This window comes from Mesorhizobium sp. CA15, assembly GCF_020165215.1.
Lineage (GTDB): Bacteria > Pseudomonadota > Alphaproteobacteria > Rhizobiales > Rhizobiaceae > Mesorhizobium.
In genome coordinates this window covers 29,736-56,369 of the sequence record NZ_JAIUHQ010000019.1, presented here as the reverse complement: position 1 = coordinate 56,369, position 26,634 = coordinate 29,736, and the positions used below count along the sequence as shown (strand labels likewise).

General features: G+C 62.8%; 32 protein-coding genes and 1 riboswitch. Of the genes, 19 read left to right on the top strand and 13 right to left on the bottom strand.

Annotated elements, in window-relative coordinates:
• Window positions 1-69 precede the first annotated feature (69 nt).
• The 3 genes from LB515_RS24210 to LB515_RS24200 are packed head-to-tail and all read right to left on the bottom strand — an operon-like array spanning window position 70 to window position 4,565.
• Entirely contained in the window at window positions 70-1,386 is a 1,317-nt protein-coding gene (locus LB515_RS24210; RefSeq protein ID WP_224709194.1) for an HlyD family type I secretion periplasmic adaptor subunit, read from the bottom strand.
• Window positions 1,383-3,128: a type I secretion system permease/ATPase gene (locus tag LB515_RS24205; protein WP_224709193.1), complete on the bottom strand. Its 1,746-nt coding sequence runs from the start codon at window positions 3,126-3,128 to the stop codon at window positions 1,383-1,385. The genes LB515_RS24210 and LB515_RS24205 overlap by 4 nt, the downstream gene beginning before the upstream one ends.
• A 12-nt stretch (window positions 3,129-3,140) precedes the next feature.
• Window positions 3,141-4,565 carry a family 16 glycosylhydrolase gene (locus tag LB515_RS24200; RefSeq protein ID WP_224709192.1) on the bottom strand — a complete coding sequence of 475 codons (1,425 nt, stop codon included), beginning with the start codon at window positions 4,563-4,565 and terminating at the stop codon, window positions 3,141-3,143.
• Window positions 4,566-5,137: 572 nt separating this feature from the next.
• Between LB515_RS24200 and LB515_RS24195 the strand changes: the two genes are divergently transcribed.
• Together LB515_RS24195 and LB515_RS24190 are read left to right on the top strand one after the other, a co-directional pair.
• Entirely contained in the window at window positions 5,138-5,581 is a 444-nt protein-coding gene (locus LB515_RS24195; protein WP_224709191.1) for an SRPBCC family protein, read from the top strand.
• Window positions 5,582-5,738: 157 nt separating this feature from the next.
• Window positions 5,739-5,969 (top strand): hypothetical protein, encoded by a 231-nt coding sequence (locus tag LB515_RS24190; RefSeq protein ID WP_095768274.1) that lies wholly within the window; start codon window positions 5,739-5,741, stop codon window positions 5,967-5,969.
• A 38-nt stretch (window positions 5,970-6,007) separates the two neighbouring features.
• Here LB515_RS24190 and LB515_RS24185 read toward each other — a convergent pair whose 3' ends face one another.
• The 4 genes from LB515_RS24185 to LB515_RS24170 all read right to left on the bottom strand — a co-directional run bounded on the left by LB515_RS24185 (window position 6,008) and on the right by LB515_RS24170 (window position 10,250).
• The gene (locus LB515_RS24185; protein WP_224529669.1) at window positions 6,008-6,712 is read right to left on the bottom strand and encodes an SDR family oxidoreductase; all 705 of its coding nucleotides are present in this window, start codon (window positions 6,710-6,712) and stop codon (window positions 6,008-6,010) included.
• Between the two features lie 161 nt (window positions 6,713-6,873).
• Complete coding sequence (locus LB515_RS24180) at window positions 6,874-8,112, bottom strand: patatin-like phospholipase family protein (protein WP_224529665.1); 1,239 nt, start codon at window positions 8,110-8,112, stop codon at window positions 6,874-6,876.
• Window positions 8,113-8,336: 224 nt separating this feature from the next.
• Complete coding sequence (gene dinB, locus LB515_RS24175) at window positions 8,337-9,599, bottom strand: DNA polymerase IV (RefSeq protein WP_224709190.1); 1,263 nt, start codon at window positions 9,597-9,599, stop codon at window positions 8,337-8,339.
• A gap of 270 nt (window positions 9,600-9,869) precedes the next feature.
• Complete coding sequence (locus LB515_RS24170; RefSeq protein ID WP_140845412.1) at window positions 9,870-10,250, bottom strand: cupin domain-containing protein; 381 nt, start codon at window positions 10,248-10,250, stop codon at window positions 9,870-9,872.
• Between the two features lie 380 nt (window positions 10,251-10,630).
• Here LB515_RS24170 and LB515_RS24165 point away from each other — a divergent pair, with 380 nt between their 5' ends.
• On the top strand, window positions 10,631-10,864 hold the full coding sequence (locus LB515_RS24165; RefSeq protein ID WP_140845413.1) for a polymerase: 234 nt from the start codon (window positions 10,631-10,633) through the stop codon (window positions 10,862-10,864).
• 72 nt (window positions 10,865-10,936) lie between these two features.
• On the top strand, window positions 10,937-11,167 hold the full coding sequence (locus LB515_RS24160; protein ID WP_140845461.1) for a hypothetical protein: 231 nt from the start codon (window positions 10,937-10,939) through the stop codon (window positions 11,165-11,167).
• Between the two features lie 39 nt (window positions 11,168-11,206).
• On the opposite strand, the gene LB515_RS24155 is transcribed toward LB515_RS24160, so the two are convergent.
• Complete coding sequence (locus LB515_RS24155; RefSeq protein WP_224709189.1) at window positions 11,207-12,424, bottom strand: TadE/TadG family type IV pilus assembly protein; 1,218 nt, start codon at window positions 12,422-12,424, stop codon at window positions 11,207-11,209.
• A gap of 280 nt (window positions 12,425-12,704) precedes the next feature.
• Between LB515_RS24155 and LB515_RS24150 the strand changes: the two genes are divergently transcribed.
• From LB515_RS24150 to LB515_RS24130, 5 genes are all read left to right on the top strand, one after another.
• Complete coding sequence (locus tag LB515_RS24150; protein WP_224709188.1) at window positions 12,705-13,955, top strand: pilus assembly protein TadG-related protein; 1,251 nt, start codon at window positions 12,705-12,707, stop codon at window positions 13,953-13,955.
• On the top strand, window positions 13,952-14,401 hold the full coding sequence (locus tag LB515_RS24145; RefSeq protein ID WP_224548500.1) for a TadE/TadG family type IV pilus assembly protein: 450 nt from the start codon (window positions 13,952-13,954) through the stop codon (window positions 14,399-14,401). Before LB515_RS24150 ends, LB515_RS24145 begins: the two co-directional genes overlap by 4 nt.
• Window positions 14,391-14,807, top strand: a complete 417-nt coding sequence (locus LB515_RS24140; RefSeq protein ID WP_224529651.1) for a TadE/TadG family type IV pilus assembly protein — start codon at window positions 14,391-14,393, stop codon at window positions 14,805-14,807. Before LB515_RS24145 ends, LB515_RS24140 begins: the two co-directional genes overlap by 11 nt.
• 520 nt (window positions 14,808-15,327) lie before the next feature.
• Entirely contained in the window at window positions 15,328-15,579 is a 252-nt protein-coding gene (locus LB515_RS24135; RefSeq protein WP_224548515.1) for a hypothetical protein, read from the top strand.
• A gap of 324 nt (window positions 15,580-15,903) precedes the next feature.
• Window positions 15,904-16,746, top strand: a complete 843-nt coding sequence (locus LB515_RS24130) for a hypothetical protein (protein ID WP_224709187.1) — start codon at window positions 15,904-15,906, stop codon at window positions 16,744-16,746.
• 635 nt (window positions 16,747-17,381) lie between these two features.
• Here LB515_RS24130 and LB515_RS24125 read toward each other — a convergent pair.
• The gene (locus tag LB515_RS24125; protein WP_224529647.1) at window positions 17,382-17,924 is read right to left on the bottom strand and encodes a J domain-containing protein; all 543 of its coding nucleotides are present in this window, start codon (window positions 17,922-17,924) and stop codon (window positions 17,382-17,384) included.
• A 243-nt stretch (window positions 17,925-18,167) separates the two neighbouring features.
• Here LB515_RS24125 and LB515_RS24120 point away from each other — a divergent pair, with 243 nt between their 5' ends.
• Together LB515_RS24120 and LB515_RS24115 are read left to right on the top strand one after the other, a co-directional pair.
• On the top strand, window positions 18,168-18,662 hold the full coding sequence (locus LB515_RS24120) for a cytochrome b (RefSeq protein ID WP_224607803.1): 495 nt from the start codon (window positions 18,168-18,170) through the stop codon (window positions 18,660-18,662).
• A 348-nt stretch (window positions 18,663-19,010) separates the two neighbouring features.
• On the top strand, window positions 19,011-19,418 hold the full coding sequence (locus tag LB515_RS24115) for a hypothetical protein (protein WP_140845421.1): 408 nt from the start codon (window positions 19,011-19,013) through the stop codon (window positions 19,416-19,418).
• Between the two features lie 296 nt (window positions 19,419-19,714).
• Here the strand turns inward: LB515_RS24115 and LB515_RS24110 are convergent, their stop codons facing one another.
• Together LB515_RS24110 and LB515_RS24105 are read right to left on the bottom strand one after the other, a co-directional pair.
• Window positions 19,715-20,062 carry an exopolysaccharide production repressor protein gene (locus LB515_RS24110; protein WP_224529620.1) on the bottom strand — a complete coding sequence of 116 codons (348 nt, stop codon included), beginning with the start codon at window positions 20,060-20,062 and terminating at the stop codon, window positions 19,715-19,717.
• 285 nt (window positions 20,063-20,347) lie between these two features.
• Window positions 20,348-21,241: a DUF1236 domain-containing protein gene (locus LB515_RS24105; protein WP_224709186.1), complete on the bottom strand. Its 894-nt coding sequence runs from the start codon at window positions 21,239-21,241 to the stop codon at window positions 20,348-20,350.
• Window positions 21,242-21,491: 250 nt separating this feature from the next.
• Between LB515_RS24105 and LB515_RS24100 the strand changes: the two genes are divergently transcribed.
• On the top strand, window positions 21,492-21,791 hold the full coding sequence (locus LB515_RS24100) for a DUF1236 domain-containing protein (protein WP_224529617.1): 300 nt from the start codon (window positions 21,492-21,494) through the stop codon (window positions 21,789-21,791).
• Window positions 21,792-22,006: 215 nt separating this feature from the next.
• Window positions 22,007-22,228, top strand: a complete 222-nt coding sequence (locus tag LB515_RS24095; RefSeq protein WP_140541743.1) for a hypothetical protein — start codon at window positions 22,007-22,009, stop codon at window positions 22,226-22,228.
• 203 nt (window positions 22,229-22,431) lie between these two features.
• Here LB515_RS24095 and LB515_RS24090 read toward each other — a convergent pair whose 3' ends face one another.
• Window positions 22,432-22,782, bottom strand: coding sequence for a DUF982 domain-containing protein (locus tag LB515_RS24090; protein ID WP_095768289.1), 351 nt, complete (start codon window positions 22,780-22,782; stop codon window positions 22,432-22,434).
• A gap of 214 nt (window positions 22,783-22,996) precedes the next feature.
• On the opposite strand from LB515_RS24090, the gene LB515_RS24085 reads away from it, so the two are divergent.
• The 5 genes from LB515_RS24085 to LB515_RS28370 all read left to right on the top strand — a co-directional run bounded on the left by LB515_RS24085 (window position 22,997) and on the right by LB515_RS28370 (window position 24,619).
• Complete coding sequence (locus LB515_RS24085) at window positions 22,997-23,296, top strand: DUF1236 domain-containing protein (protein WP_224709185.1); 300 nt, start codon at window positions 22,997-22,999, stop codon at window positions 23,294-23,296.
• 128 nt (window positions 23,297-23,424) lie between these two features.
• The gene (locus tag LB515_RS24080; RefSeq protein ID WP_095768291.1) at window positions 23,425-23,634 is read left to right on the top strand and encodes a hypothetical protein; all 210 of its coding nucleotides are present in this window, start codon (window positions 23,425-23,427) and stop codon (window positions 23,632-23,634) included.
• A 108-nt stretch (window positions 23,635-23,742) separates the two neighbouring features.
• The gene (locus LB515_RS24075; RefSeq protein WP_224529611.1) at window positions 23,743-23,997 is read left to right on the top strand and encodes a DUF2934 domain-containing protein; all 255 of its coding nucleotides are present in this window, start codon (window positions 23,743-23,745) and stop codon (window positions 23,995-23,997) included.
• Between the two features lie 232 nt (window positions 23,998-24,229).
• A complete protein-coding gene (locus tag LB515_RS24070) occupies window positions 24,230-24,403 on the top strand; it encodes a hypothetical protein (protein WP_224610326.1) in 174 nt (57 codons plus the stop codon).
• A gap of 24 nt (window positions 24,404-24,427) precedes the next feature.
• A complete protein-coding gene (locus LB515_RS28370; protein WP_224610324.1) occupies window positions 24,428-24,619 on the top strand; it encodes a dihydrofolate reductase family protein in 192 nt (63 codons plus the stop codon).
• Between the two features lie 541 nt (window positions 24,620-25,160).
• Here the strand turns inward: LB515_RS28370 and LB515_RS24060 are convergent.
• Entirely contained in the window at window positions 25,161-25,505 is a 345-nt protein-coding gene (locus LB515_RS24060; protein ID WP_224709184.1) for a hypothetical protein, read from the bottom strand.
• 198 nt (window positions 25,506-25,703) lie between these two features.
• Window positions 25,704-25,816: riboswitch (TPP riboswitch) on the top strand.
• Here LB515_RS24060 and LB515_RS24055 point away from each other — a divergent pair.
• Complete coding sequence (locus tag LB515_RS24055) at window positions 25,807-26,415, top strand: Ykof family thiamine-binding protein (RefSeq protein ID WP_224632127.1); 609 nt, start codon at window positions 25,807-25,809, stop codon at window positions 26,413-26,415. It overlaps the preceding riboswitch by 10 nt.
• Window positions 26,416-26,634: the final 219 nt, after the last annotated feature.

The following is a 26,634-nucleotide window of genomic DNA, read 5'->3' as shown; positions in this document are numbered from 1 at the left end:
CCTCCTATGTGCCGAAGCGAGGACGGTTCTGGCGCAAAGCGGCGTTCCGAGGCGGCCGGAAGGGCTGCCCTACCTTTCCCTGAACGCCCGTGCGAACGAGTCCATCATCGGGCGTACCAGATATTCGAAGAAGGTCCGGTTGCCGGTGCTGATGAAGGTGTCGACCGGGGTGCCGGGATAGAGCTGGTCCGCCTTCACGCCGGGGGGCAGGGCATCAGCGATTTTCAGCCTGGCACGGAAATAGGGTTCGTGGGTGGCCTCGTCGATCAACCGGTCGGCAGAGATCTCGCTCACCGTGGCCGGGACTTCCGGCGTCAGGCGCGCGTTGAGCGCCGACAGCCGGAGCTTTGCCTGCTGGCCGACATGCACCTGGTCGATGTCCTTCGGCCGCAGCCTGGCGTCGACCACCAGGCCCGAGGTCGTGGGCAGGATCTCCATGATCTTTTCGCCGGGCGCGACCACGCTGCCTTGCGAATTGTAGGTCGAGGAGACGACGATGCCGGCCGCCGGCGCGGTGATTGTCGTGCGCTTCAGCACCGATTGCGCGGCGCGCATCCGCTCCTCGATGTCGGCGAGGTTGATGCGCACATCGTCGAGCTTCGTCAGCGCCTCCTCGACGCGCTGCGTGGTCGCGCGTTCGGTCTGCGCCTCCGCTTCCACGATCTGCGTGCTGGCCGAGGCGAGGTCCGCCTCGAGCGCGCCGGCTTGGCCGACGAGGTCGGCCTCCGAGCGCAAAAGCTGCGAATATTCCCTGCGGTCGGTAAGGCCCCGGTTCAGAAGGTCGGTCTTGATGCCGAGCTCCTTCTTCACCACCTCGGCCTGCTGCTCGATTGCGGCCTTCTGCGCGTTCAGCCCTTTGACCGACTCGCGATGCATGGCGACGCGCTGCGCCAGGATCGACTGCTCCGACCGGAATCGCGCAAGCCTGGCGTCGAATTCCTTCTGCTGCTCGCGGATGAGGTTTTCGAATTCCTGCTGGAACGGCGCCGGCGCGGGGTCGGCGATCGGCGCCAGCGTGGCTAGGCCGTCGCGCTCGGCCTCCAGCCGCGCCGCGCTTGCCTTGAGCGCGATCCATTGTCTTGTCAGCCGGTTGAGATCGGCTTCCGCGGCGGTCCGGTCGAGCAGGATGAGGTCCTGGCCCCCCCGCACGCGGTCGCCTTCATGCACCAGCAACTGCTTGATGATACCGCCCTCGCGATGCTGGATGAGGATGTTGCCGCTGGTCGCCGCGATCGTGCCTTGCGTGATCACCGCGCCTGCCAGCGGCGCACTCGCCGCCCAATAACCAAAGCCGCCGACCATCAGCGCGATCGCCGCATAGCCGGCGAAGGCCGTGCGCCGGAAGTCGGTGCGCGGACGGCTTTCGATGATGAGGCTCAGCGTCATCGTCCAGGACCCGTGGCGATGCCGTGCGAGGCGCGGATGGTCGGCGCGAACGATCCTGTGACCACCGTGTTCCGCTGCTTGCCCGGCTGGCGCAGCACCTCGGCGCTCGGTCCGAACGCCTCGATCGCGCCGCCGCGCAAGACCATCACACGGTCGCAAGCCGTGGCGATCGAGGGGCGATGCGTGATCACGATCGTGGTGACGCCCGCAGCGCGGGCCGTCGCGAGCACCGCTTCCAGTGCCGTCTCTCCGGCGCCGTCGAGATGCGTGCTCGGCTCATCCAGCACCAGGATGCGCGGATTGCCGTAGAAAGCGCGCGCCAGTCCGATCCGCTGCCGTTCGCCGCCCGACAGCGTCCCGGCGATCGTCGTCTGATAGCCGTCACGCAGCGACAGGATCAGCTCATGCGCCTCAGCGCGCTTTGCCGCCTCCACGATCGCGGCGTCATCGGCCTGCGCGTCGAAGCGGGCGATGTTGTCGGCGATCGAGCCGGGGAAAAGCTCGACCTCCTGCGCCAGATAGCCGATATGCCGGCCGAGCTGGTTTTCGTCCCACGTCCTGAGCTCCGCGCCGTCGATCCTGATCGTACCGCCGCTCGGCTGGGCGGCCCCGACGAGCAGGCGCGCCAGCGTCGACTTTCCGGCACCGCTCGGGCCGACGATCGCCACCGCTTCGCCGGCCTGAATCGCGAAACTCAATCGCTTGAGAATCGGTTCGACGCCAAAGGCGGCATTTGGCGCAATGAAGAAAAGATCCTGCGCCGAAATCGCACCGGTCGGGTCGGGCAAGACGAGCTTGCGCGTCTCTGCCGGTTGCGCCGCGAGCGCGGTCCCCAGCCGCGCACAGGCACGCCTCGCCTCACCGAGCTGCCGCCAGGAGCCGATCAATTGGTCGAGCGGCTGCAGCGCGCGCGACGACACGAGCGAGGAGGCGAAGATCATGCCGGCCGTCATCTCGCCCTTGAGCACCAGCCAGGCGCCGGTGCCGAGGATCGCCAGCTGGAGCATCATGCGCAGCGCTCTCGAAGCGCCGCTGAAGACGGCGTTGGCGCCGGCCGAGCGGTCATGCAGGACAAGCGCTTCCGCCACATGCCGGCCCCAGGCGCGCGCGGCGTTTTCCACCATGCCCATGGCGCGCAGCGTGTCGGCGTTGCGGGCAAAGACCTGCTCGGCCCGGCTGGCCAAGGCCGAACGCTCCGCCGAGAGCGCATCGTTCCTGCCGATGGCAAGCTGGTTGGCGAAGACCAGCACGACGAGCAGCGCCTCGCCGCCGAGCGTGACCCAGAACAACAGCGGATGGATCAGGTAGAGCAGGGCGAGGAAGACCGGCGCAAAGGGCAGGTCGAACAGCACCGAGACACCGCGCGAGCGGATGAAGGCGCAGACCGAGGCAAGGTCGGTGAGGGGCGACGGCGCATTGCCGGAACCGAGCGAAGCGGCGAACGCTCTTGCGCCAAGCCTGTCATTGACCGTCGCCGCGACGCGCTGCGTGTAGACGGCTCGGACGGCGTCGAGAAAGCCGAGGAAACCGAGCGCCGCGACCGCGATGACCGACAGATACACGAGCGTCTCGACGCTGGAGGAGGGCAGCACCCGGTCATAGACCTGGAGCAGGTAGAGCGGGATGACCAGGAGCAGAAGGTTGATGAGCAGCGAGAACAGCCCGACATCGGTTACGGCGCGCAGGAACATCGGCCGCACGCCGGCCTGCCTGATCGCACCCGGAGCGCTCTCCTGTGACATTGGCTCGACCGCCTAGGCTGTGTGTTCGCCCGTGACGTTCAAATGGCTCTGCTGCAGCTCATCCAGCGTATAGGCGTGGATATAGTCGATCTTCATCTGGGCCGGCGTGGCGAGATGGTCGGGCGGCGCGCCGGCTTGTCCGCCGATCGCGAGATCGACCAGCATGTACATCGGCTTGTTCATGTCGGACGGCGTCGCCGCTTGCGCGACCTGCACGCCGTCATAGGTCCACACCAGCTTGTCCGGGGTCCAAAGGAGGCCATAGGTATGGAAGCCGGCGGTGTCCATGACGTTCACGGTGGATCCGACCGTGGTGTGCTGGCCCGTCTGATTGGTGTGCGCGGTCATCAGCAGCGAATTCGGTTTCTGCCCGTACATCTCCATCACGTCCAGCTCCGGCGGCCAGGAGCCGTCTTCCGGCAGCAGCCAGAAGGCCGGCCAGGCGCCGGCGTGTTCCGGCAAGTCGGCCCTCATTTCGAAATAGCCATAGGTCTGCGAGAAGGAGTCATGCGTGGTCAGGATGCCGGAGGTGTATTCGTAATTGTTGATCAGCGGCTTGATGTCGGCCGGCGCCTGCGCCGCGGTAATGGTGAGGATGCCGTCCTGCACGCTGAACGGATGCACCGAGCTGGTCGGGGCGTAATTGGCGTCGATATACCACTGCAGCTCGCCATTGCGCGTTAACGTGCTGCCGTTCGGCGCCCCCCACCAGAAGTTGGTATCCCAGGTGCCGCCCTGGCTGTTGTGCAGGTTCAGCGTGTTGAACTCGTCGCTGAAGGACAGCGTCATGCCGGATTTGTCGATCGGCAGCTGGAACTGGTTGGGCTGGAATTTGTCGATCGTGGTGTTCTTGAATTCGAGGATTTCGCCCGATCCGAGGTTCAGCACCACATTGGGCCCCGCCTGGATCATGGCATTGTGGACGGCGGCGAACGAAGTGAATCCGTAACCATCGAGCCGCACAGCATCGTTCGAGGCGAAATTGACGATCGAGTCGCTGCCGTTGCCCTTCGCGATGATGAAAACATCCGCGCCGCCGCCGCCATCGATCAGCACATCGTTGCCCGCCCCGCCGTCGATCGTCTGGCCGCCCGCCTTGGCGGTGATGATGTTGTCCAGTGCATTGCCGAAGGCATAGTTGTGGGCGTTGGTGACGACGAGGTTCTCGACATTGTCCGGCAGCGTGTAGCTCATCCATGTGTTGATCGTGTCGATGCCCTGTCCGGCGTACTCGACCACCTTGTTGCCCGCCGAATAGAGGTAATAGATGTCGTCGCCTTGGCCGCCATACATGGTGACGTTGACGCCGCTGGAGGCCCAGATTGAGTCGTTGCCGCTGCTGCCGTTGAATGTCGGTCCGGACGTTGCCGAAAACCAATGGTTGGAAGCGCCGCTATAATAAAGAGGAACGCCTACCGCGTTGACGACGAAACTCATCGGACACTCCTTTCTTGGTGGCGGCTGATTTTCAGGCCAACCTGCAAGCCGGCCTATGGTTCCAAGGATTCGCGTCACAGTACAGATAAAAAATTACCGCTGATCGATAATGATTAGAAATAGACATAACAAGGGGTTTCTAATACAATTTATGCGCGATAATTACACCCCGAATTACTCAATTTTACTCAATATTGCGAGGCTCATGCTGAAATATGGGCAAGATGCCGCGCGTGACCGCCATCGACCAGCGCGGCTGCGCGCGGTGAGCAAGGGCTGAGTCGCCATATGTTCGACGTTGGATATTCGAGCCGGAATCCGATTTCGGTTTGCTCGACAAAAGCGATCGACCGAACGAACAGCGATGGCCAACGACGTCGCACATCGCGTCACATTGCGCCCAGCCAGCCTGCGCCACCGACGATGCCCAGCCTGATCGAAGCGCTCATGTCCGCCGCCTCGCTGCAAGGGTGCAGGGTAGCCGCGGGCCACAAAATTTGACAGCCTCTGTCGGATCGGCTGAGGGCTGCCCGTCCTTGGGGCATCGATCAACGAAGAGAGGATATCGAGACATGCCGAGCACCATTCAACTGCACCGCGTCCTGGCGACCAAGCCGGAGAAGGTTTACCGCGCGTTCGTCGAGGCCGATGCGCTGGCGAAATGGCTGCCGCCAAACGGTTTTACTTGCACGGTCCACGAGTTCGAGGGCAAGGTCGGCGGCTCCTACAAGATGTCCTTCCGCAACTTCACCACCGGCGACAGCCATTCCTTCGGCGGCGAATTTGTCGAGTTGGTTCCGAGCGAGCGACTGCGCTACACTGACCGCTTCGACGATCCCAACCTGCCGGGCCAGATCGAGGTGACCGTGATCCTGAAGAAGGTTTCGGTAGGCACCGAGATCAACATCACCCAGGCCGGCATCCCGGACGCCATTCCCGCCGAGGCCTGCTATCTCGGCTGGCAGGAATCGCTGCGCAACCTGGCCAAGCTCGTCGAGCCCGAGATCAACCAGTAAGGTCGGAGCAATTCCAGGAAAAGTGCGTAGGTTCCGGCGCCTTCGCCGTAACCTTCTGGAATTGCGTCAAGATGAGAGCGGGCGGCGGTCGGTCTTCCGGCCGCCGCCTTACCCAAGGTAAGCAAAATTTCACCAAGTGCTGTTAAAAGCCGCTTCCATGGATCGCAACAAGAACAACGACCTGTTTGTCCTGATGGCGGCGCTCGCCGCCATCGCGATCTACAACATTGCCTGCGGCATCAAGACAGGCGAAGTCCGCGGCAAGTTGCATTGGGTCGCTCTGGCGGACGATCCGACACGTTTTTGGAACATCGTGGTCGGCAATTCGATCGTCCTGGTCGCCTCGATAGTCTTTCTGTGGGTTCTCAATTCCCGCAGGCCCGGATGATCTAGGGGCGGCGTCCTCTTTGCCTCACACCGCTCCTTTCACACTGCTCTTGTGATGCCGCCATCGACGCGGATGTTCTGTCCGGTGATGTAGGCGGCTCCGTCCGAAGCCAGGAACGAGATCGTCGCTGCGATCTCATCCGAAGTGCCGTAGCGCTTCATCGGCACGCTGTCGCGGCGCTCGTTCGTCGCCGGCAAGCTGTCGATCCAGCCCGGTAGCACATTGTTCATGCGGATGTTGTCGGGGGCATAAGTGTCGGCGAAGATCTTGGTGTAGGCGGCAAGCCCGGCGCGCGCCACGGCCGACGTTGGGAACATCGCGCTCGGCTCAAACGTCCACGCGGTCGAGATATTGATGATAACGCCACCCTTCTGCTTCTGCATCACCGGCGTCACCAGCCGGGTCGGGCGCACGGCGTTGAGGAAATACGTGTCGATGCCCTTGTGCCAGTCCTCGTCGCTGATCTCGATGATCTGCGCACGCGGCCCGTGGCCGGCGCTGTTGACCAGCACGTCGATGCGGCCCCAGCGTTCCACCGCGCCATCGGTAAGGCGCTTCAGATCCTCATTCGACTGGTTGGAGCCGGTGACGCCGAAGCCGCCGAGCTCGTTGCCCAGCGCTTCGCCTTTGCCGGAGGAGGACAGCACGCCGACCTTGAATCCGTCCGCCGCCAGGCGCCTGGCCGCCGCTGCGCCCATGCCGCTGCCGCCCGCCGTCACCAAAGCTACTTTGTCTATCGCCATGTCGCTGTCCATCCCGGGTGTTTGGGTTGAAAGCGACCCTGTTAGCATGCGCAGGGCAGGGGATGAACCGGATTGGATTGCGCCAAGGCGATTGATAATTGGCGAAGGCGGCGGAACTGCCAATCTCCCCCACAAGGGGGAAATTGGCAGTTCGAGCACCCTCAAACCTTGAACATACTCATCAGCGTCTTCGACACCACAGCGCAGCGGCCGGGCTTCACGTCGCCCGCTTTCAGCGGCACGCCCTTGCCCGCAGCCACTGCCGGCTCGTACCAGCCCCGCAGCGCCTGGTCGGCGGCGCAATAGCCCCAGTTCACCAAATCGACCGTCTCTTCGCTGCCCAGGAAATGCAGCGAGGTGCCGATATCGGCAGGTGCGGTGGCGGCGGTCTGCACGAAGGTCGGCTCGGCCGTGTCGGGCTTGCTTGCGATCGACCAGAAGACGCCGCGCGTCGCCGCATAGCCGGGCCGGGTCGCGTCATTGGCCAGGCCACGATCGTCGGCGTCCTTGGCCGCCTGGAAGCGCGCCACCAGATCCCGGCGCCTGAGCGAGCGCACCTGGTTGTCGGTGGTGTCGAGCACGCGTTTCAACTGCGAGAACCAGTTCCGATAGCCGGCGCTCGAAGCCTGCCACGGCGCGCCGGCGTCGCTGACCAGCAGCCAGCGGCAGCGTTTCAGCGCCGGCTCGATGCCGTGATTGTCGTAGACGCCGCCATCGGTGAGCACGGCGCGCGAAGGCGGCACCGGCGGGCCGACAGAGGGGTCGAGCTTGTCGTTCTTCCACGCGAAGGGCGTGAGGTCGAGCCGCAGCGGCGACAGGAAAGGCGGGAAGGCCGAGGAGGCGGCAACCGCGAGAGCCACCGGCAGGTCGGCCTGGTAGGCGACGCCGATGCGATAGTCGGCGATATAGCGCCGCGACAGCCGGAACAGCGAGCCGGTGCCGAGATTGCTGGAGCAGAACACGAACCAGGGTTTTTCCGGCAGGCTCTTCAGCATCGGCCTTGAGCCGTCGAACAAATGTCTCTCGTAGCAGGCGGCGACTTCGCGCGCCGCGCTCGAAAGCGGGTTGAGCAGGCCTTTGAAGATCGCCGGCGCGTCGAGGAAGACTTGCGAGAACTCCAGTATCCTGTTCAGATAGATATCGAAATTGGCGGCGACACCGTTGACGAAGGCGAAACGCGGCCAAAGTACCGCCAGCAGCCCGGCGGCTATCGAGCCGCCCGAGACCGAGCTTACCATGTCGAGTTTCTGGAGCAGCCCGGCCTCGTTGAGGCGGCATATCGCGCCAGCATGAAACAGCATGGCGCGGTAGCCGCCGCCCGACAGGCAGAGGCCGAGATCATAGCGCTCGGGCGCGCCGCCATCCGCGTCCGGTGGTGATCCAGCCGCAATCGGCTCCATCGCGGCCCCCTTTGCCTGTCCGTCCGGCGTCCTTAAGCCTGGCTATGCGCAATCGAGCCCAGCACCGACATTCTTGCAAGTGGGGGAACGCGTAACTTCACAGATTGGAAATCGGCCCGCGCCGACGGACGGGGAGATTACCCGAAGCGGTTGGTACGCAGCGCACGGACGGCGCGTAGGCTTTCGTCAATCTCCAATGGCGCCAGAGGAGATGCCTCAGCCACTCACAGCTCCTTCTCGGCCAATTCCCTAAACCCGTCCGGCACCGAGCGCGGACCTTCCAGCGCTACCGTGCCGTAGCCGACCGCCTCCTTGCCGAAGCGCTGGCGGATCTTGTCCACCGCCCGGTCGGCGCCGAAGCGCGCCAGGCCTTTGCGGCTGCCGGGCCTCAGCTTCTCGTCCGCCAGCCCGAGCGGCAGTTCGAGCTGCAGCTCGGCATGCTCCTCCAGATGCGAGACAGAGATGGCGAGCAGCGAGATGTCCCTCTCGCCCGGATGGGCGGCAAGCACGCCGCGCACCAGTTCCTCGGCGATCTCCGCCAGCATCGCGGTCGCCTGGATCGGCTGGTCGAGCGTGATCGAGCGGCTCACAGCGCGCAGATCGGCGAAGCGAACCCGCACCGTCACTGTGCGCCCGGGCCGGTCCTTGGCGCGCAACCGGCTGGCCACGCGGTCGGCCAGATGCAGGAGCGTCGGCACGAAGACGCGCGGCACTGCCGGCTTCCTGCCGAGCGCCGATTGCGCGCCGGCAGAATGCGCGCGGCGGTGTGCCTCGAGTTTTCGCGGGTCGCGGTTCCAGGCGAGCGCGGCAAGCTTCTGGCCGGCGGCATGGCCGATCAGCCGCTCCAGCGCGCCGCTATGGGTGCGCGCCAATTGCCCGATCGTCTCGACGCCGATCTCGGCCAGCCTGGCCTTGGTCGCCGGGCCGACACCCCACATCAGCGTGACAGGCAGGTCGTGCAGGAAGGCGAGCTCGATGCCGGGCTCGACCACTACCAGCCCCTCGGGCTTGGCTACCTGCGAGGCGATCTTGGCCAGATGCTTGGTCCGCGCCACACCGATCGAGATCGGCAGGCCGAGCTCGGCCTTCACCCGCTCGCGGATTTTTCGCGCGATCTCTTGCGGCGATCCGAACAGATGCGTGCAGCCTGCGACGTCGGCAAAAGCCTCGTCGATCGAGATGCGCTCGACCGCCGGCGTGAAGTCGTCGAGCACCTTGATCGCGGCGTCGCCGAGGCGCTGGTATTCGGAAAAATGACCGCCGACGAAGATGAGCTGAGGGCAGAGCTCGCGCGCTTTGCGGCCCGGCATGCCGCCGCGCACGCCAAAGATTTTCGCCTCATAGGAGGCCGCCAGCACCACGCCTCCGCCGACGGCGATCGGCTTGCCACGCAGGGACGGATCGAGCAGCTGCTCGACCGAGGCGTAGAAGGCGTCGAGGTCGGCGTGCAGGATGGTGGCGGCCGCGGCGGTGTTCGTGGCGGCCATCGCGCGCTCCCATGGCCATTTGTGTGGCATTGCAGCATTAGCTGCGTCTTTTGTAAGGGGAATTAACGGAACATAAAGAGAACAAAAGAAGCTCTCTGTCAAGCCACCACGCTTGGCCGTGCAGGTTTCCACAACTGGGGGCGCAGCCACAGATAGAGCGCCGGTTGTGCGCATGACCTTTGCGCGGGACACGCCGCCGCAGCATGAGGAGGGATCGCCTCGCGAGGCGATCCCTCCTTCGCTTCTGAACGTAAATTGCGACTGTCTGCGCTATGCCGGCTTGGCGTATTCTTCGGCGCTCAGCACCTCGATGCATTGGAACGGCTGGTTGCCTTCCACCCAGGCGTCGTGGCCGGGCGGGATGGTGTAGGAAGTGCCCGCCTCGATGGTCTTTTGCGTGCCGTCGGTCATCCGTACGGTGATCGAGCCGGACACGGCATAGCCGACATGCGAGACCTGGCAGCTGTCGGTCTTGACCACCGGCTTCACGCATTCGGACCATTTCCAGCCCGGCTGCATGTTCATCCGCCCGAGCGTATAGCCCGGGAGCCGGACGATCTCGACACGCGTCTTGGCGGGCGCGCGGACCTCATCGGGATTGTTGTGCGATTTGGATTCGAGTTTCGTCACCTTCATTGCAACTTCGGCCATGGTATCCCTCCCATGTGTGAAGCGGCGCCTGACGTTGCGATCGTCGGCGACCGCGAGTGTATTCATAAGCCTTATTATGAGCGATTGCTAATTAATTGAGGTGACCGCTAGCTCAGCCGAACGCTTGGCGCATTGTCGTGGAAGGCGGATATTCCAGACCCTCGGGCGACGGTCCCCGGCCATCTTCGGACCGAAGTCCCATTGCACGAACGCAGAGGCCCGACACGCCTATTTTCAGGAAACAACGACGGCACCAAAATCATTGGCTAGCAAGCCGCCGGACAAAGTCCCTTCATCGGCGGTTGACCACGGCGTGCCCGCTATTCCTGCGATATGGCGGGCACGCCTTTCCCCTGAAACCGCTCCTGGAGTTGCCAGCCGTGCAACCCGGTAAGATGATCGCCAATCTGTTTGCCGCACTGCTTCTGGCCGGCCTGGTCGGCGGCGTCTTCTTCGTCTTCGGCAGGCCGCTCTGGCCCGAGCGCCAGGCCCGTATGGTGATCCTTCTCCCGGTCGATACGATTGCGACCGGATCGCTGCGCCGAGCCTGCCTCGAGCCATGCCTGCCGGCCCGCTTCGATCTCAAGCTCGCGCCCGCCAGGCCGCGCGGATGAAGCCGGGCGCGGGAACCAGTCCGCGCCCCGGGCCGTTGACGGAGCGAAGGGATGGCGCTGGCGGAGGCCGCCATGGACAATTTCGAACTCATCGATCTTCTGTGCGTCATCGACGCCTGCGTGAGCGACCGTTCGGCCGGCCGTATCGTGCCGATGTCGAGGGCCGTCGAGGAGTTGCGCGTCCTGACCGGCGATTTCGTCTCGTCGGATGAGGACGCGGCCAACGCCTTGACACAGGTCGCGCTCAAGCGCGGCTGCGCCGTGCTCTTCGACGAGCGAGCGGGCGCGGATATTGTCGGCTAGGCGCAATCTCGTCCTCCTCCTGGCGGAGGAGGTTGGTGCTCATTTCGCCAGGGTGATCATCCGGCCCGCATACGCCGCCCGGCCTCCGAGTTCCGCCGTGCAATCCGACTTCACGGCCGAGTTCCCCGTCATCGAGATCGTATCGCCGACCAGCCGCAGGCAACTGCCCTGGGCGTTCATGTCCGAATTTCCGGCATAGGTGATGACGGCGTCCGGGGCGTAGATAAAGCCGCTGACCACGGAGCCCGATCCGCCGTTCAGCGTCAGCGCCTGTGTGTTGCCGTGACCCTGGTAGATGGTGATTCCGGCGTAGGCGCCGCTGGTGGGCGGCGACAGGTTCACCTGCTCGTTGGCGTTGATATAGAGTTGTGAGTTCTCCATCAGGAAGATCGTCACGCCCTGGCCGCTCAGGCTGCCGTTGCCGCCCGGCTTTATGGTGACGTTGCGCATGATGTAGGTGCCGGGATTGAGGGTGATCTTTCCCGACAAGGTCTTGTCGCAATAGGTGCCCGGCGAGAGCGTCACCGTTTTGCCATTGGGCACCGGCAGGCAGAGCGTGTAGGCGGGAGGAACGACGTCGGCCAGCGGATCGAACGAAGCATACTGGTTCTCATGCGGCGCGCCGCAGGAAAGCGTGGCGTTTGGCGGCGTCAGCCCTTGCGTGCCGCCGACCGTCGAGACGCAGCCGGCGCTGACGATCGCCGAGCCGCCGCGATTGACGGCGTCGGGCGCGTCTGAATTGGCCGCGATCACGCAGCCGTTCATCGCCACATTGGTCGAGCCCTGCAGGTTGACCGCGCCGTCGGCGTGCTGATTGAGCGCGAGCACGCAGGCTTGCGCGCCGGGTTTGAGCTTGACCGAGGCGGTGCGCGTCGCCTGCCAGGCCGGCATGCCGGCGACGAAGGCCGGCCGGCTGATACTCGACGACAGCGAAATGAAATAGGCGCCCGGATCGCCGCTCGCGCTGGCCTGGAAGGCGGCGAGGCTGCCCGATAGTTCCTGCGCGTCGGCTGCGCTCATATTGGCGGCGAAGAAGGTCTGGCCGAGTTGCTGCACGTCGCTTGCCGACATGCCTGGCAGGTATTTCGTGCCGATCGCCAAGCCGGCCGCGTCCAGCGAGTTCTGCAACTGCGCGGCGTCGTCGCTCGTGCCTATCAGGTCGATGGATGCCGCCACGCCAAGCATAAGCGGCACCATGGCGACCGCGGCTGCGATCGCAAAGTTGCCGCGCCTCGATGCCAAAAAACGTCCCAACATGGAGCTCGCCCTCGTCATATGTCCGAGAGTGATATGCGCGCCGTCTCTACGGTCGATTTCCAAAATAGATAAAATGCAGAGAGAGCTAAAATGCACGGTTTTACCGACGCTTAAACCTTAAGTCCGAGGCTTTATAGGCCTTAAGTCTTAGTGTGTGCGGCGCAAGGCGGGGGCAGCGGAGCGCTAGGGTCCCACCGGCAAAAATCGAGCGAAATAATTAGGCATTCGTTCATACGGCAATGATGACGTAACGGCTGGGATAGCTTGGGTGCGCTCGGCCATGGCCTTTTCAGGTCGGTTCATCAGAAATCTTTTTTCTCGACGCGGCTCTCGACGCTTTTGCGAAGGCAAGAGCGGCAATGTCGCCACCATTTTCGCGCTCACCCTGCCGGTCGTCGTCGGCGGCGCCGGGCTCGGCGTCGAGACCTCCTACTGGTACTATTCGAGCCTGAAGCTGCAGGCGATCGCCGACGCGGCCGCCTATGCCGGCGCGTTGGAAAAGATCGCCGGATCCAACACGGATGCCATCACCGCCGCCGCCGCGTCATCGGCAGCCTCGAATGGCCTTGGCGCGGGCACCATCGTCGTCAACACCCCGCCGGCGTCGGGACCGAACACGGCCAAGAAGGCGGTCGAGGTTATCCTCAACCAGGATCTCGACCGGATCTTCACGTCCATCTTCACTCAGACAAAAGTACCGGAGCGGGCGAGGGCGGTGGCGCTGATCACCGACGCCTCCAAAGCTTGCATCGAAGCGCTCAATCCGTCGGCCTCCCAGGCAGCACTTTTCTCCGGCAGCACCAGCGTCAAACTGGCCGGCTGCGTCATCATGGCGAATTCGATCGCCAACGATGCCATCAAGGTGCAGGGGTCGGCGGGGCTTCAGGCCGATTGCCTGATTTCGGCCGGCGGCGTCGTGCTGAACAATCCGGTGCCGATGGTCTGCAAGGCCCCGATCACCCAGGCGCTGCCGGCGGCCGATCCGTTCGCCAGCTTGCCGGCTCCCGCGACCACGACCCCATGCCAGAAGATCAACGGCAACAAGACGACGCAAACGATCCAGCCCGGGACCTACTGCAGCGGCATGAGCCTCAACGGCAACATCACGCTTTCCCCCGGTGTCTACGTCGTCCAGGGCGACTTGAAGATCAATGCGGGTGCCGTCATCCAAGGCAGCGACGTTACGATCTTCATGGCCGGCAGCAACACTGTCAGCATGAACGGCAACGCCACCGTGACGCTGGCCGCCCCGACTACGGGCACCTATTCCGGCGTGCTGTTCTATGGCGACCGGACGGGGACGGCGGCGCAAAGCACTTTCAACGGCACCGCGAACTCGCTTTTGACCGGCGCAATCTATTTTCCCAGGCAACAGGTCAATTATCTCGGCAATTTCTCGGGGGTGAACGGTTGCACCCAGATCGTTGCCGACACCTTCCAGTGGTCGGGCAACTCGACCATCAACCAGGACTGCTCGAGCCTCGGGATGAAGGACATCCCGGCCGCTCAGTCGGTTGCGGTGGTCGAGTGAAATCCGCTGCCCGTCGATTGATGCCAGCCATTCGCGATGAATCGGGCATCGCCGCGGTGGAACTCGCGTTTGTTTTGCCCGTCTTGTGCGCGGCCTTGCTCGGAATCATGGACGGCTGGTCCTATGTCGCGGGTTCGCTGTCGATGCGCGCCGGTGTGAAAACGGCGGCCAACCTCGTGATGGCTGGCTCCGCTGACGACAGCGCGACCCAGACTGTCGCGCTGGCGAGCTGGGAGAACAAGCCTTCCGACGCGCAGGTTACGATTAGTCGCATCTATAAGTGTGGGACCACCGTGGTCGATGCGTCGACCTTATGCAGTGGACCGAAAGCGCCGTCCGTCTACGTCCAGATTCAGGCATCCGGCACCTGGATCCCGCCCTTCACCTTTGGTCCATACCCAGACAATACCGCGATCGGCCATGTGCAGGTGGTCCGTGTGCGCTAAACAAAGGCTCCGGCTTTCGGCATTTGCGGCTAATGAGGCGGGCGGCGCCGGTCTCGAATTCGCCCTGGTCGCGCCTTTTCTCATCATGCTCCTGTTCGGCATCTTCGCCTTCGGCTGGTCGATGAACAGCGTATCCAGCGTGCGCTACGCGCTCGAAGCCTCGGCGCGCTCCCTGCAGCTCAACAACACGCTGACGCAGGCCGACATCCAGGCCATCGCCACACAGAAGCTTCAGGCGCTTGGCCTGCGGAATGTGAACGTCACCATCACCACCGATCCGGCGAGCGGCGGGTTCCGCATGGCACATGTCAACGCCAGCTATGCCTTTGTCATCAGCTTTCCCTATTTCAGCAATTACCCGATCAGCTACACTACCTCGGTAGCCGTGCCCCTGGTCAGCAGCTAGGGGGACGAACGGATGTACCTTAGGATTCTCTAAAAAGCTGCAAGGCTGGCGCCAGCCAGGAATGCTAGGGGTTGCTGCCATCCACTATCAGGAGCGCAGCCATGACCTCTCTTGTTGGAAGCCAGCACGGCCCAGGCGCCGTGCATCAAGCGAGCAGACCCCAGGCGTCGGAAACTTTCCCGGGCAAGCGCGCCGAAAGCGTCGGCCACCTCGCGAAAGCCTCGGTCTTTGAGACGGACATAGGCGAGCCGAATGCCCAAGGAAAATCCGCATCCCGGATCGCCCGAATGGACCTGACCGTGCTTTCCCCGACCGGTTCGGGCGAGGGTCAGGAGCCGGAGACGGCAACCGGCACGCCGACCGAGACTGATGGCACGGAAGATCCAAATCCTTCCGCTTGATGGCCGGCAAAAAGCCAGGCCCGCTTGTGCCTGGTGGCTAGCAGCCTTCCGTTGTGGTTTTCATCTGGCCGGGAGCGTTGGATTTGGCGCTCGTATCCTGTTGGCCAGGGGCCGCCTGCTTGGCACTGCCGGTCTGTTGCCCAGGCGCGCAGTCCTTCGCTGAATTCGAATTGGTCGAGTTCGTCGTGGTCGTGTCTGTGCCCTGGCTGCTGGGCATCGTCGTTGTGGTGGATGACGATGTCGATGAGCTGCCCGATGTCGTGCCCGACTGCGCCGTCGCCAGACCACCGGACAAAGCAACAAAGGCGGCAACGAGAAGAATTCGTTTCATGGTGACTGTCCTTTTAGGCAACGTCCCTTCGCTTGTTTAACCCCGACCTTTCGGCAGGGTTCCAAAGGCGCAGGTGATCCCGATTGCAGGGGATTGTCGCGGCGGCAATTGCCTCTTGGGACCATGGTCTGGCGAGACAAGGGCCTTCTTTGTTCCAAACGGCCCACAGATGCTAAGCCCTTTGTATTTACCTTAAATTTCAACGGGTTAACCTGGTGTTTTGGGAAAATTGCGGAGAGGCCGCGGCTATGCTCTCATTTCGCGACCGCAGTTGCTTAAAGTTTATCCGACGCCATTAGGAAATTCTCATAAGAGGCTGCCTAGCGGTTGGGCCATAGTGACGATTCATCTGCGGAGAAGCACAATGACATTGCGAAAGACACTTCTGGCATCCCTGGCCATTCTCGCGCTTGCGACCGCCCCCGCGCTTGCCGGCGCCGGCGGTAACGGCGGCGGCCACGGCAATGGCGGCAGCCATGGCGGCGGCAACGGAAACGGCGGCGGTAACGGTAATGGTGGCGGTCATGGAAATGGCGGGGGCAGCGGCAAGAGCGGCGCCTCGCACGGCAACTCGGCCTCGGCTCCGGGCCACAACAAGAGCGCCGATGCCAGCGCGTCGGATGACAACTCGACCGATGACGCGACGACTGACGATACGACCACGTCTGCCACGCCCAAGGACAAGAACATTCACGCCAAGCTCGGCCGGCTGAACTCGCTGCAGCGCAACATCAACGCTTATATGAATTCCAAGAGCAAGAAGTTCGCCGGCGTCCAGGCTTACGTGACGCAGGCCGCGGCAGCCAAGAACGCCCAGGCCAACCTCGACGCGGCAAACGCCCAACTGGCCGCCGACCAGAGCAAGCTGGCCGACCTCACTCAGCAACTCGCCGACCTCAACGCGACCGACACAACCGGCTTCACGCCCGAACAGCAGGCGGCTCTCGATGCGCAGATCGCCGACGTTCAGGGACAGATTGACGCCCAGAACGCCACGATCAGCACCACTGATGCCCAGGCGATCGCCGATGCGCAGGCCGCGGTTGACAACGCGCCGGCTCCCACCGATGCGTCGCTGGACGCTGCCCTTGCCGACATGGCCAACAAGCCAGTCGACGCCGACGTCACCGCCTGGGCCAAGGATACTTTGGCGGGCAAGATCGACGCGCAAGCCGCGGCCACGGCGACAACCACAACAACCCCATAAGGCCGGACGAACCGACCGGAGGGCGAGCGAAAGCCGCCGGGCCTCGCCCGGCGGTTTTTTGTTGACAGGGCGACGGGCGCGCCGTCTCCGGCAGAAAAATGGCTCGCCCCAGTCGAGACGAGCCAAAGCGGGAGCCCCATTGCCGGGTGCTGATCCCGCACCAGGTTGCCACCTGTTTTCCGGGTGGCCGGCGGTCGAAACCGAGACGCCGGCTTGCGGACGCTCTACTGCGCGCCGCGGGATAATATGTCGTGCTGCGACATGTTTATTGCCGGCACGGCGGGCAGGCAATCCCTTTGATCTCGCACCGGCCAGGAACGGACTGCATCACACAAGAGCAAGCTCCAGCGGTGCCTTCATTCGCGACTGCCTTTGCCGTCGCAAGCCGTGCCAATTGCGGCAGTGCGCCAGACCTCAGTCGCCTTGTATTCGAGGGCGCACAGTGCCTAAGTCACCGACGCTGTTCTGCCCTCCAAGGCGCGTGGCATGCTCCGCGGCCCGGTGGAACCGCCCAGATACGGGGAGGTGAGGAGAGGACGGTCGATTCCTGCGGGATGTAGCTGTTCCTTCGTCGTGCCCGCCGCTGGTTCAGGCCAGCAGGCGGACCTTTGACGATCAGGGCGACGCAAACCGGCTCATTCGGCGTGATCGAGCAGGCGGGTGGCGTCAGGGCGATTCCGGCCCTGCTTGACCCCGGCGTGATCTATGCCTTCCACGGTGATCGCGAACGTGCCGTTCTCCGTCCTGCCGATGAAGCCCTTCGACTTGAGGTACCACAGGTGGAACTCCAGGTGCTCGCGGGGGCAACCGGACAGGCGCTCGAGTTCGTCGTCGCCGATGCCCGGATTGTTGACGTCCCGCCGGCGCCTCACATAGAGAAGCGACAGCAGATTGGCCTGGATGACGGAATCCCGCTCCATGCCGCCGCCGTCGCGCGCTCCCTCGGTGAGTTCATGACGAAGACCCAGATGCTCGCGGTAAAGGATATCGTATTGAGCCCGCTTGACGGGGTCGCGGAGTGTATTGTTGGCTTCAACGATCTCGCTGAAGCGCGATTCATTGCCGGTTTCCCGATTGTCGGGGTGATAGCGCATGGCAAAGTAGCGGAAGATCCGCTCGATGGTCTCGGAATTGGCGTTCGGGCTTATTTCCAGAACTTCGTAGTAGTCGATGAACATGTAATCGCGCTTCCGAAATTACGGAAACCATTCCCCCAAGCCCAAGCATTGCCCAAATGCTGCGCGCTTGCAAGGTGCCGGTCCCAGTCTCGAACCACCAAGGCCGGCGCGAATGTTCGCCATACGAAAATGTAAGATTGTGGCCACAATTGCGGGAGCTTTCGAGCCAAATTCGGCCATCGTCCTCGCGACTATTCAACAACGTTAAGGCGTGGGACGCCTTGTATTCAGGGAACGGTCGCGATGGAAACCAGACGTGGATATTCAATTTTTCAGATCGCGCTGCATTGGCTGATTGCAGCGCTGGTTTTATTTCAGCTCTTCTTCGGTGAGAGCATGACGGTCGTCGTGGACGCCGCCGAAGACGGCCAGCCGGCATCGGCCACCGACCAGGCGCTGGGCTCAGCTCATTACTGGGTCGGTCTGTCCGTTCTTGCGCTTGTGCTTGTTCGACTGGTCCTCAGGCTGGTATCCGGCGCGCCGGCCCCCGCCGGTCATGGATCGAGATGGATGCGGGTCGCTGCGCATGTATCGCACGGCCTGTTCTATGTGCTGTTGCTGGCGACGCCGGCAATCGGGCTTCTGGCGTTCTATCTGGGGGACCCTTGGGGTGACATTCATTCGCTTGCCAAGCCGGCATTCATCGTGCTGATCGCTGTCCACGTCGTGGCGGCGCTCTACCATCAGTTCTGGCTGAGGGACGGGACGCTGAAGCGCATGCTCTCGCCCGCCGGCTGATTGGGGAGATATGCTGGCCGGCGGCGTCTTCTGTGCGATGGCCGATCGGCAAAGGCTAGCGGTCGCGTGTCGGAAAAACCTTTGCCCCGTTGCGGTGGAATAAATTCCGGGCTTTGTTACGCTAGCTCTGCTTGGAATTCAGGTGGCAACCTGGATGGAGCCGACCTCAAGCCCGGCTCCCTTTTCGGCTCGCTTCGAAAGAGGCGAGCCATTTTTTTGCAAAACCGCCGCCAAACCTCGCGGCTTTCGCCCGAAGGCCGCACCGACTTAGGTGCGTCATGGCTAATATCGCTCGCACGATGTAGACTGCGCAGAGTCGGGTTTACAGAGGCATTGGGAGGACAACAAATGCCACGGGTATCGGAACTCTTCTTCAAGACGGCCATCGTCTTTCTCGTCCTGGGCGTCGCCGCCGGACTACAGATGGCGATTTCGGGCGATCACGGTGCCTTTCCGGCGCATGCTCACATCAACCTTCTTGGCTGGGTCACCAGCGCCATTTTCGGCGGCTACTATGCGCTCAACCCGGCCAAGGCCGAGCGCCGCATCGCCATGATCCATTACGGCCTCTATACGGTCGGCATCGTGATCATGCTGCCGGCGCTCTACTGGATGCTGGCGGGAGGCCACCCGGAGATCGAGCCGGTCGTGGCAATCGGCTCGCTGATCGTGGCCGCCGCGGTGCTGGTCTTCGGCTTCGTCGTCTTCTCGTCGACGGAAACGGTGCGCTCGGCCTCACCGGCCACCGCGCGCTAGCTGAGCGAACCGAGCAGGGATTTCAGGCGCGCCGGCTACAGCCTCCGATCAAGGAGAGCTGCAGCCGGCGTTTGATTGCGCCGCATCGATTTTGTTGATGGCGGCCCATCGCCGATGCAAAGCTAGTGGCGGTCTATCGGCTCCGATGCAACGGATGGCGCCTCGGGCCCTGGCGCCGAGGTGTAGCATGGCTTTTGCGGTCGAATTGAAGAGGCAACGTGCCGGGCTATCGCGGCGTGGATGCCTGTCGACAAGCAATAGATGATCGGTCCGCGGCCGGAACTGACGCAAAACGATCAGGGAAGCAGTTTCGGGAACAGCCGCAAGATGAGGGCGTGGATGATGCCATCGCGCTCGAACGGTCCGGGCATCTTGGCGGGTGCCGCGCTTACGTCCGCTTTGCCTTCGTCGGTTACGCGGGTCTCACTGTGCACGAGCCAGAGCACGGCCACGAAATAGCCGGCCTGCAGAGCCACGGCCGCCAGGAATGTCCAACCGATCGCCATCCAGACAGATCCCGTGGACATGAAGGTCCAGCCGAGGATCACTAGAAGCGTGCCAACCATTCCCACAAGAAACTGCGGAAAATACATTTGCCCAACCGAGCGCCGCGACCATATTCGGCCATCAGCGATCTCGCCCATATCTCTACCCATTTTGACCCATGCACCTTTTCCGGGTGGACCGCAAGCTTGAACGGTTTGCCGGCGGCCCCATTGCCCTTTCGTCCGGCCCCGACAGGGACCACGGACGCAGGACTTCCGCTGTGACAACTGGCAATTGCGCCGGATCGTTCCCGAGCCGGCGACATTCAAGTCATGCCTAATGGACCGCAGCGCATGCGGGCGACTGCCTGCCGGGTTTAAGATGCCTCTCCACGCAGAAAGGCCCGCCGCCTGGGCGGGCCCTTATCCGCTATGCTGACCGGATCAGCTCAGGATCACTACGATCTTGTAGGTGTCCGGGTCGACGATGACGATGCGTCCATCGGCCAAGACGAAATACTCATAGTTTTCATAAGCCGGAACGATCTTGACGATCCGGGCCGGCAGACGGTGCAGACGCACCTTGTGGCGCGGCACCTCGACGCCGACGGAGATATCGAAGCTGACGTCGCGAACCGGTTCCACATGGCTCTCATGAATGACCTGCGTGATCTGCGTTCTCTGTTCCACCGTCACGTTATTGATCGACGCCGTCTTGTTCTGGTCGGTCTCGACGTTGGTGTTGCCCTGGGCGTTCTGCTGGGTGGTCGTGCCGGTCTTGCCCTGGGCGTTCTGCTCAGTCTGCATCTTGGTGGTGCCCTGAGCGTTCTGCTCGGTGGTCGTGCCGGTCTTACCCTGAGCCTGCTGATCGGTTTGGTTCTTCGTCTTGTTCTGGGCATTCTGCTGGGTCGTCGTACCGGTCTTGCTCTGGGCGTTCTGCTCAGTCTGCATCTTGGTGGTGCCCTGGGCGTTCTGTTCGGTGCTGGTGCCAGTCTTGCCCTGCGCCTGCTGCTTCTTCTTCAGCTGTGTGTTGTCCTGGGCGTTCTGGTCAGTGTTGGCGCCTGACTGACCCTGAGCCTGCTCTTCGGTCTTCATCTTGGTCTTGCCTTGAGCCTGCTCTTCGGTGTTTGCGCCGGCCTTGCCCTGGGCGTTCTGCTGGGTTTGCGACTTCATCTCACCCTGGGCCTGGCCGCCCGCCTTGCCGCCCTTTTGGCAATCGGCCGTGCCGGCCGTGCAATTATTGTCGCCGCCGCTCGGCTGCGCGGATTCGGTCTGCGCCATCGCGGCGCCGCAACCGACGCCGAGCGCGATCATGCTTGTGATCAGCAGGTGTTTCATTGGATTTTCTCCTCGGAAAGTCGGTCCCTTCGGATGGGTAACCCAGCCCGAAACGCATTGTTCCGAAATTGTTGCCACGGTCGGAGGCGATGGTCGCGGAACACGGCGGCAGTTGTTTTTGCAGGCGCCGGTCCAGTTTTGCAGGAACAAGGGTAGGCGAACGGCGTTACGGCAATGCCGACCCGCTGTGGAAAATCGCAGGCGCAGCATTCAGGCGATTCGATTCAGATCCACATAGGAGAGACGACCAATGAAAATGCACCTCACCTCCGCCGCCGCTGGCTTCCTGCTGCTTGCTGGTATCGGCGCGGCTGCCGCGCAGGATGTCGTGATCGCGCCGGAGCAGGAAACCGTCATCAAGGAATACGTGCATAAACAGCCGCTGGCCTCGGTCAAGGTTCCGGGCGTCGAGCTGAATATCGGCAGCACGCTTCCCGACACGGTCGAATTACATGAAGTGCCCAACGTCAAATACCGTTACGTCGTCGTCGATAACCGGACGGTGATCGTCGACCCCGGTACCCGCAAGATCGTCAAGGTCCTCGATTGATCGATAGCGCATCAAATCGGATGGCCCGCCGCCTGGTTACGGCGACGGGCCATTAACCGATTATTATTTTGTTACCATGTGCTAACGGAACCTTCCCTCAGCGCTTGAGTTACCGGCTCTGGTTCACGTTGTCTCATAGACAACACAAACCAGTGGCAACGTGAAAATACGGGCGGTGGCGAACAGTACGGCGGGGCGAGGAGGAGTTTACCAACATGTCGAAACGAGAAATCGGAACATCCCGTTCGCTCGGGATGCGTGTTGCCCATCTCAAAGCCAGGATGCAAGACGCCCGGATCACCGAGCATGAAATGAAGGCTTTCCAGAAGGTCGCGGCGATCATGGGGGGCGGCGAGGGCTCCCTACGCATTGAGGCCGACGATCTGATCGCTGCCTCCTTCGTTGCCGAGGCGCTGGGCGAATCGGCACCGAACTGACAGCGGCTACCAGTCGAGATCCCGGATCGTTTCAGCCCGACCGTCAGCCGGGAAGGCGGCGGTCGGCAGGCACGATGGACGCCAGGAGGCGCCGAGCTTCCTCCCAGGATCGGCCGGCCAAATCCCAAAACTTGCATGACAACGCCGATCACCTTGCATGACAACGCCGATCACATGGGGGCCGAACGCGTCGAGGGCTGGGCCTAGCCAGGCACGTGCCGGTTTGGTGCCCGGCTTTCGCGTGCCCGGATTCGCCTGATCTTTGCTTCGCGCAGCACCGCGACGGGATCGGCGCCCGTCCATTCGATCCCGGCCTTCCGCGCGAAGACCAGGAACGCCTGTCGCGCCTTGTCGAGATCGATCTCTCCGCTCCGCGCCGCCTCACAGGCGCGGAATGCGTTGGCGTAGCTGCCGCCCCGCATGGCCTGGGGCCATTCCTTGAGAAAGTTCTGCATAGCGGTAAGAGAGGCGATCTCGCGCTTGAAGCCGGCACCCACCGCGATGGCCACGGGGGGGCGAAGTTCGATGTCGCTTCTGATGGAGCCTTCCTGCATGACTGCGGCATCCTTAGGATTTCAAAGACTTGGGCAGTTTCAATGCCTTCCAATGCGGAGCCGATGCGAAGGTTCCGCCAAATCAATTAGTCGCCGCTGACGGAACAACACCCCGCCGGCAGCGTTTGCCCCCCGAGCTCCCATGTTCGACCTGCTCGTGTTTCCGCCCCTGCGGAGGCAGGGCGGAGCTCACCAACGCAACAGGAGAGAAACGATGAAAACCACCCTCATTCCAGCTGTCGCTGGCTTGGCTCTGATGGCCGGCATCGACATCGCGGCCGCGGACGAGGTGATCGTCACCCCCGAGCAGCAGACCGTGGTCAAGGAATATGTCCACAAGCATCCGATCGCCTCGGTCAATGTGCTCGGCCTTGAGCTTGGCGTCGGCTCGACCGTGCCTGACACCGTCGAGTTGCAGCAGGTTCCGGACGTCCAGTACCGGTATGCGGTCGTCAACGACCATACGGTGCTGATCGATCCCGGCACGCGCCGCGTTGTTCAGGTGATCGAGTAGATCCAGCCCTGGAAGAGCCCGATCCTCCGAAGCACTGGGCAAGGATCGGGCTCTTTTCGCATCCGGGCATAAGGCCTAAGATAGGGCAGTGGTTTGGGAGGCAACGAAGCGCGGAAGGAGTCGTTGCCATGCATCATCCACACGTCGAATCACCTGACATCGCACGCCAAGTCGACAAGCTTTTGGCCGAGCATAGGACTGGCCTGCTGTCGATGCACGAGGCGATTACCCTGCTGCGCCAGCGCACGGGGACCGACCGCTCTGACGCGGATTTAGCCGGATTGATTACAAAAAAGGCAGCGCATCTGGGCATCGCGGTCGTTACCGACGGACACTGAGCGAAATTGCCGTCCAGGTCGGGTCGCTTGTTCGTGATACCGAAGACGACACGCGAAAATTCGGCTAATGTTCGCGCCGGGGAACCGTCCCAACATCAGGAGGCGACAGTGACGGACGACAGGCACGAACGCATTCGCCAGCGCGCGCACGAGATCTGGGAGCAGGCCGGCCGGCCCGAAGGCGCTCATAAGGAGCATTGGGATCAGGCGACGGCCGAAGTCGATGCGGCCGGCAAGCCGAAAGCCAAGAGCCCGAAAAAGGCCGCCGCCGCCAAGGCCGACAAGCCGAAAGCGGCCAAGGCGGAGAAGCCCGCCAAGGGCCCGGCCAAGGCAAAGTCCCCCGCCAAGAAGACCAAGGGCTGACCGCCAGCCAAGGCCTGCACCCCTTTCCACCGGATCATGTGACGGTGCGACGCTCCGTGAGAGAACTGTGCCCGGAGGATATACCGACCATGCGCAAAGTCGTCTTGATCATGACCATGTCGGTCGACGGATATGGCGTAGGGCCGGTAGGAATGTCGACGGGCGGTTTTCCTGAACGGCAGAGCTCAAGCGGTGGAAACTCGATCGCATCAGTCGCGCTGGCACACACATCATGGGCCGCGTGAGTTACGAGGAAATGGGCCCGTACTGGCAAAAATCCGAGGATGCCTATGCCGCGCCGATGAACGTCATCCCCAAGGTCGTGTTTTCGAAAACGCTGAAAAAGGCAACTTGGCCAGAGTCCACTATTGCGAAAGGTGACCTGCACGAGGAATCGCTAAATTGAAAAAGCCACCCGGCGGCGAAATTATTGCGGGGCGGCGCAGAGTTCGCTCAGGCGCTGTCGAAGGCAGGTCTGATTGATGAGTATGTCATCCTGACTCGGCCGATCGCCTATGGCGGTGGCAAACCGCTATTCAGCGGTTTGACGGACGCGCTAAACGTCCTCGTGACGGCCGCTTACGATAACGGCACCATGCTTCGCATCTACGCTCCCCGCTGAACCGTCACGACCTCTGAGCGAAGGCTTCGACCATGGCGGCCGGCTGACCGGCACGCTCGGCATCGCTGCCGCCAGCAGCCAGGCCGGCGGCATGCGGGTTGCAATTAAGCTATAAGAGGAGGCTATCGCGTCCCTTGTTTTCCGGCGTATCGCGCGACCGCGCAGAGGAAGGCAAGCGCTGCCATGTCGCAAGCTGCGCGTGACGGCGACGGACCTTTGGCGAAAAGGACCGCGTCGGCAACCGGGACCGTCAGGCCATGCTTGCGGGCGAATGAAGTGACTTCGTAGGGCTGATCGTCAGACTGTATGCCGATGTCGATTTGTTGGTCCATCAAAACGAATTCCTCCCTGTTATACGGCTTTACCCTCCTTCGCCTGCGCAGAATTAACGCCCGGCCCCTCGCCCGCGTCCACCAATTGGCGATTGTGTGAAACGATGCATTTTTCGAGGCTTAGAGCCAAGGGTTGCAGCGACATGATTGTTCGCGTCGCTGGCGGCCTTGGAGTTCCTTCCCTTCTCTAACGAAAGAGATCAGAACGCTCACCACGCATCGCTCGATCGGGCAAACCTGACCCCCGCGGCGATCATCGCGCTTTCGCATTCGCTGATCAGCCTGAGGTTGCGCAAATACCGCGCCGCCGTTTCCGGCAGCCAGGCGGCACAGGCCTCGACATAGGCGCGGCCATGCACCAGCGCGCCGGTCGAAAGCCGCTCCTCCTTTTCGGCGATCACCTTCAGATATTGGCGGATGAAGCGGATGTCGTCGGCGATGTCCTGGCTGGCCACGCGCCAGGCGCCGGCAAGGCGTTCGCGCTCGGCGAGCGGCAAAGGCGACAACAACGGATGGGAGAGGTCGGCAAAAGCGGCATGGTTCGCGGTGTTCAAGCAAATCCCCTCAAAGGAAGGGAAGTATCGTACTTTACGTACGAAAAGCAATCAAGCGAGATTCGTACAATTTGAACGACAAAATAGGTTAGATTAAACGGTTATAACCATCGGCATCTCCCATAGGGAGATGGGCGCCTGGCCCAACTGACACCGCAAAAAACCGCTTTCCCAGCACCGTAAACAGTGCTTTAACCCCGCCATCCACAGGGGTGCTCCGTACGGTCGGGGCTGAGATGGTGGCGGCAAGCCTCCGGACCCTAAAGCTGATCTGGATAATACCAGCGGAGCGAGGCGGGCCATGTTTTCCGGCGCACAGATTTCCCTTTATCCCATGGCCGACGATTTCGTCGGCGTGATCCTTGGCGCGCTTGGCGCGCTCGATCCTTACCGCGACAGGCTGAGGATCGAAACCGACGATATCTCGACGCTGCTGGTCGGGCCGCCCGAGGTGCTGTTCCCAGCCATGCGCGACCTGTTCGTGGCGGCCGCCAAAAGCGGCAGGCACTGTGTTCTGTCGGCAGCCGTCTCGCGCGGCTGCCCCGGCGAGCCGGATGACCCGATCTGCCGCTCCGAGGAGATCGGCGGCCCGGCGATCCCGCTCGACGACCGCAAGCGCGCCGCGCTGCGCGCCGTCGGGGCCACGCTTTCGACCAACCAGCCGGTGGCGGCGCAATTCTCGCTCTATGTGATGGGCACCGGCGACCACATGGACGAGATCTATGGCTGCATCGATTTCCTGAAACAGTCGGGCGTCTTCGAACGCTCCAAGCATTTTTGCACCAAGCTGCGCGGCGACGCCGGCGCGGTGTTCGCCACGCTGAACGAAGCCTTCTGCCGCTTCGGGCCGGGCGCCGGTCACGTGACGCTCGACATCACCATTTCGGCGAACAGCCCGACCGCGGCTTGAGCGCAAGCTCGATCTATCGAGGTAGATGTCGTGGCTGTTTGGCTTGATCCATCGCGTGGGGGAGATGCCCCCAGTCCCATCTCGCAGGAGAGAGGGGAACCTTCGGCGATTGGCGAAGGCAGAGGTGACGGCGAATCTCCCCCCTTGCGGGGGAGATGCCCGGCAGGGCAGACGGGGGTGCTGTCCCGCCGGCCTCTCAACTGGTTGCGCGCGCGGCGT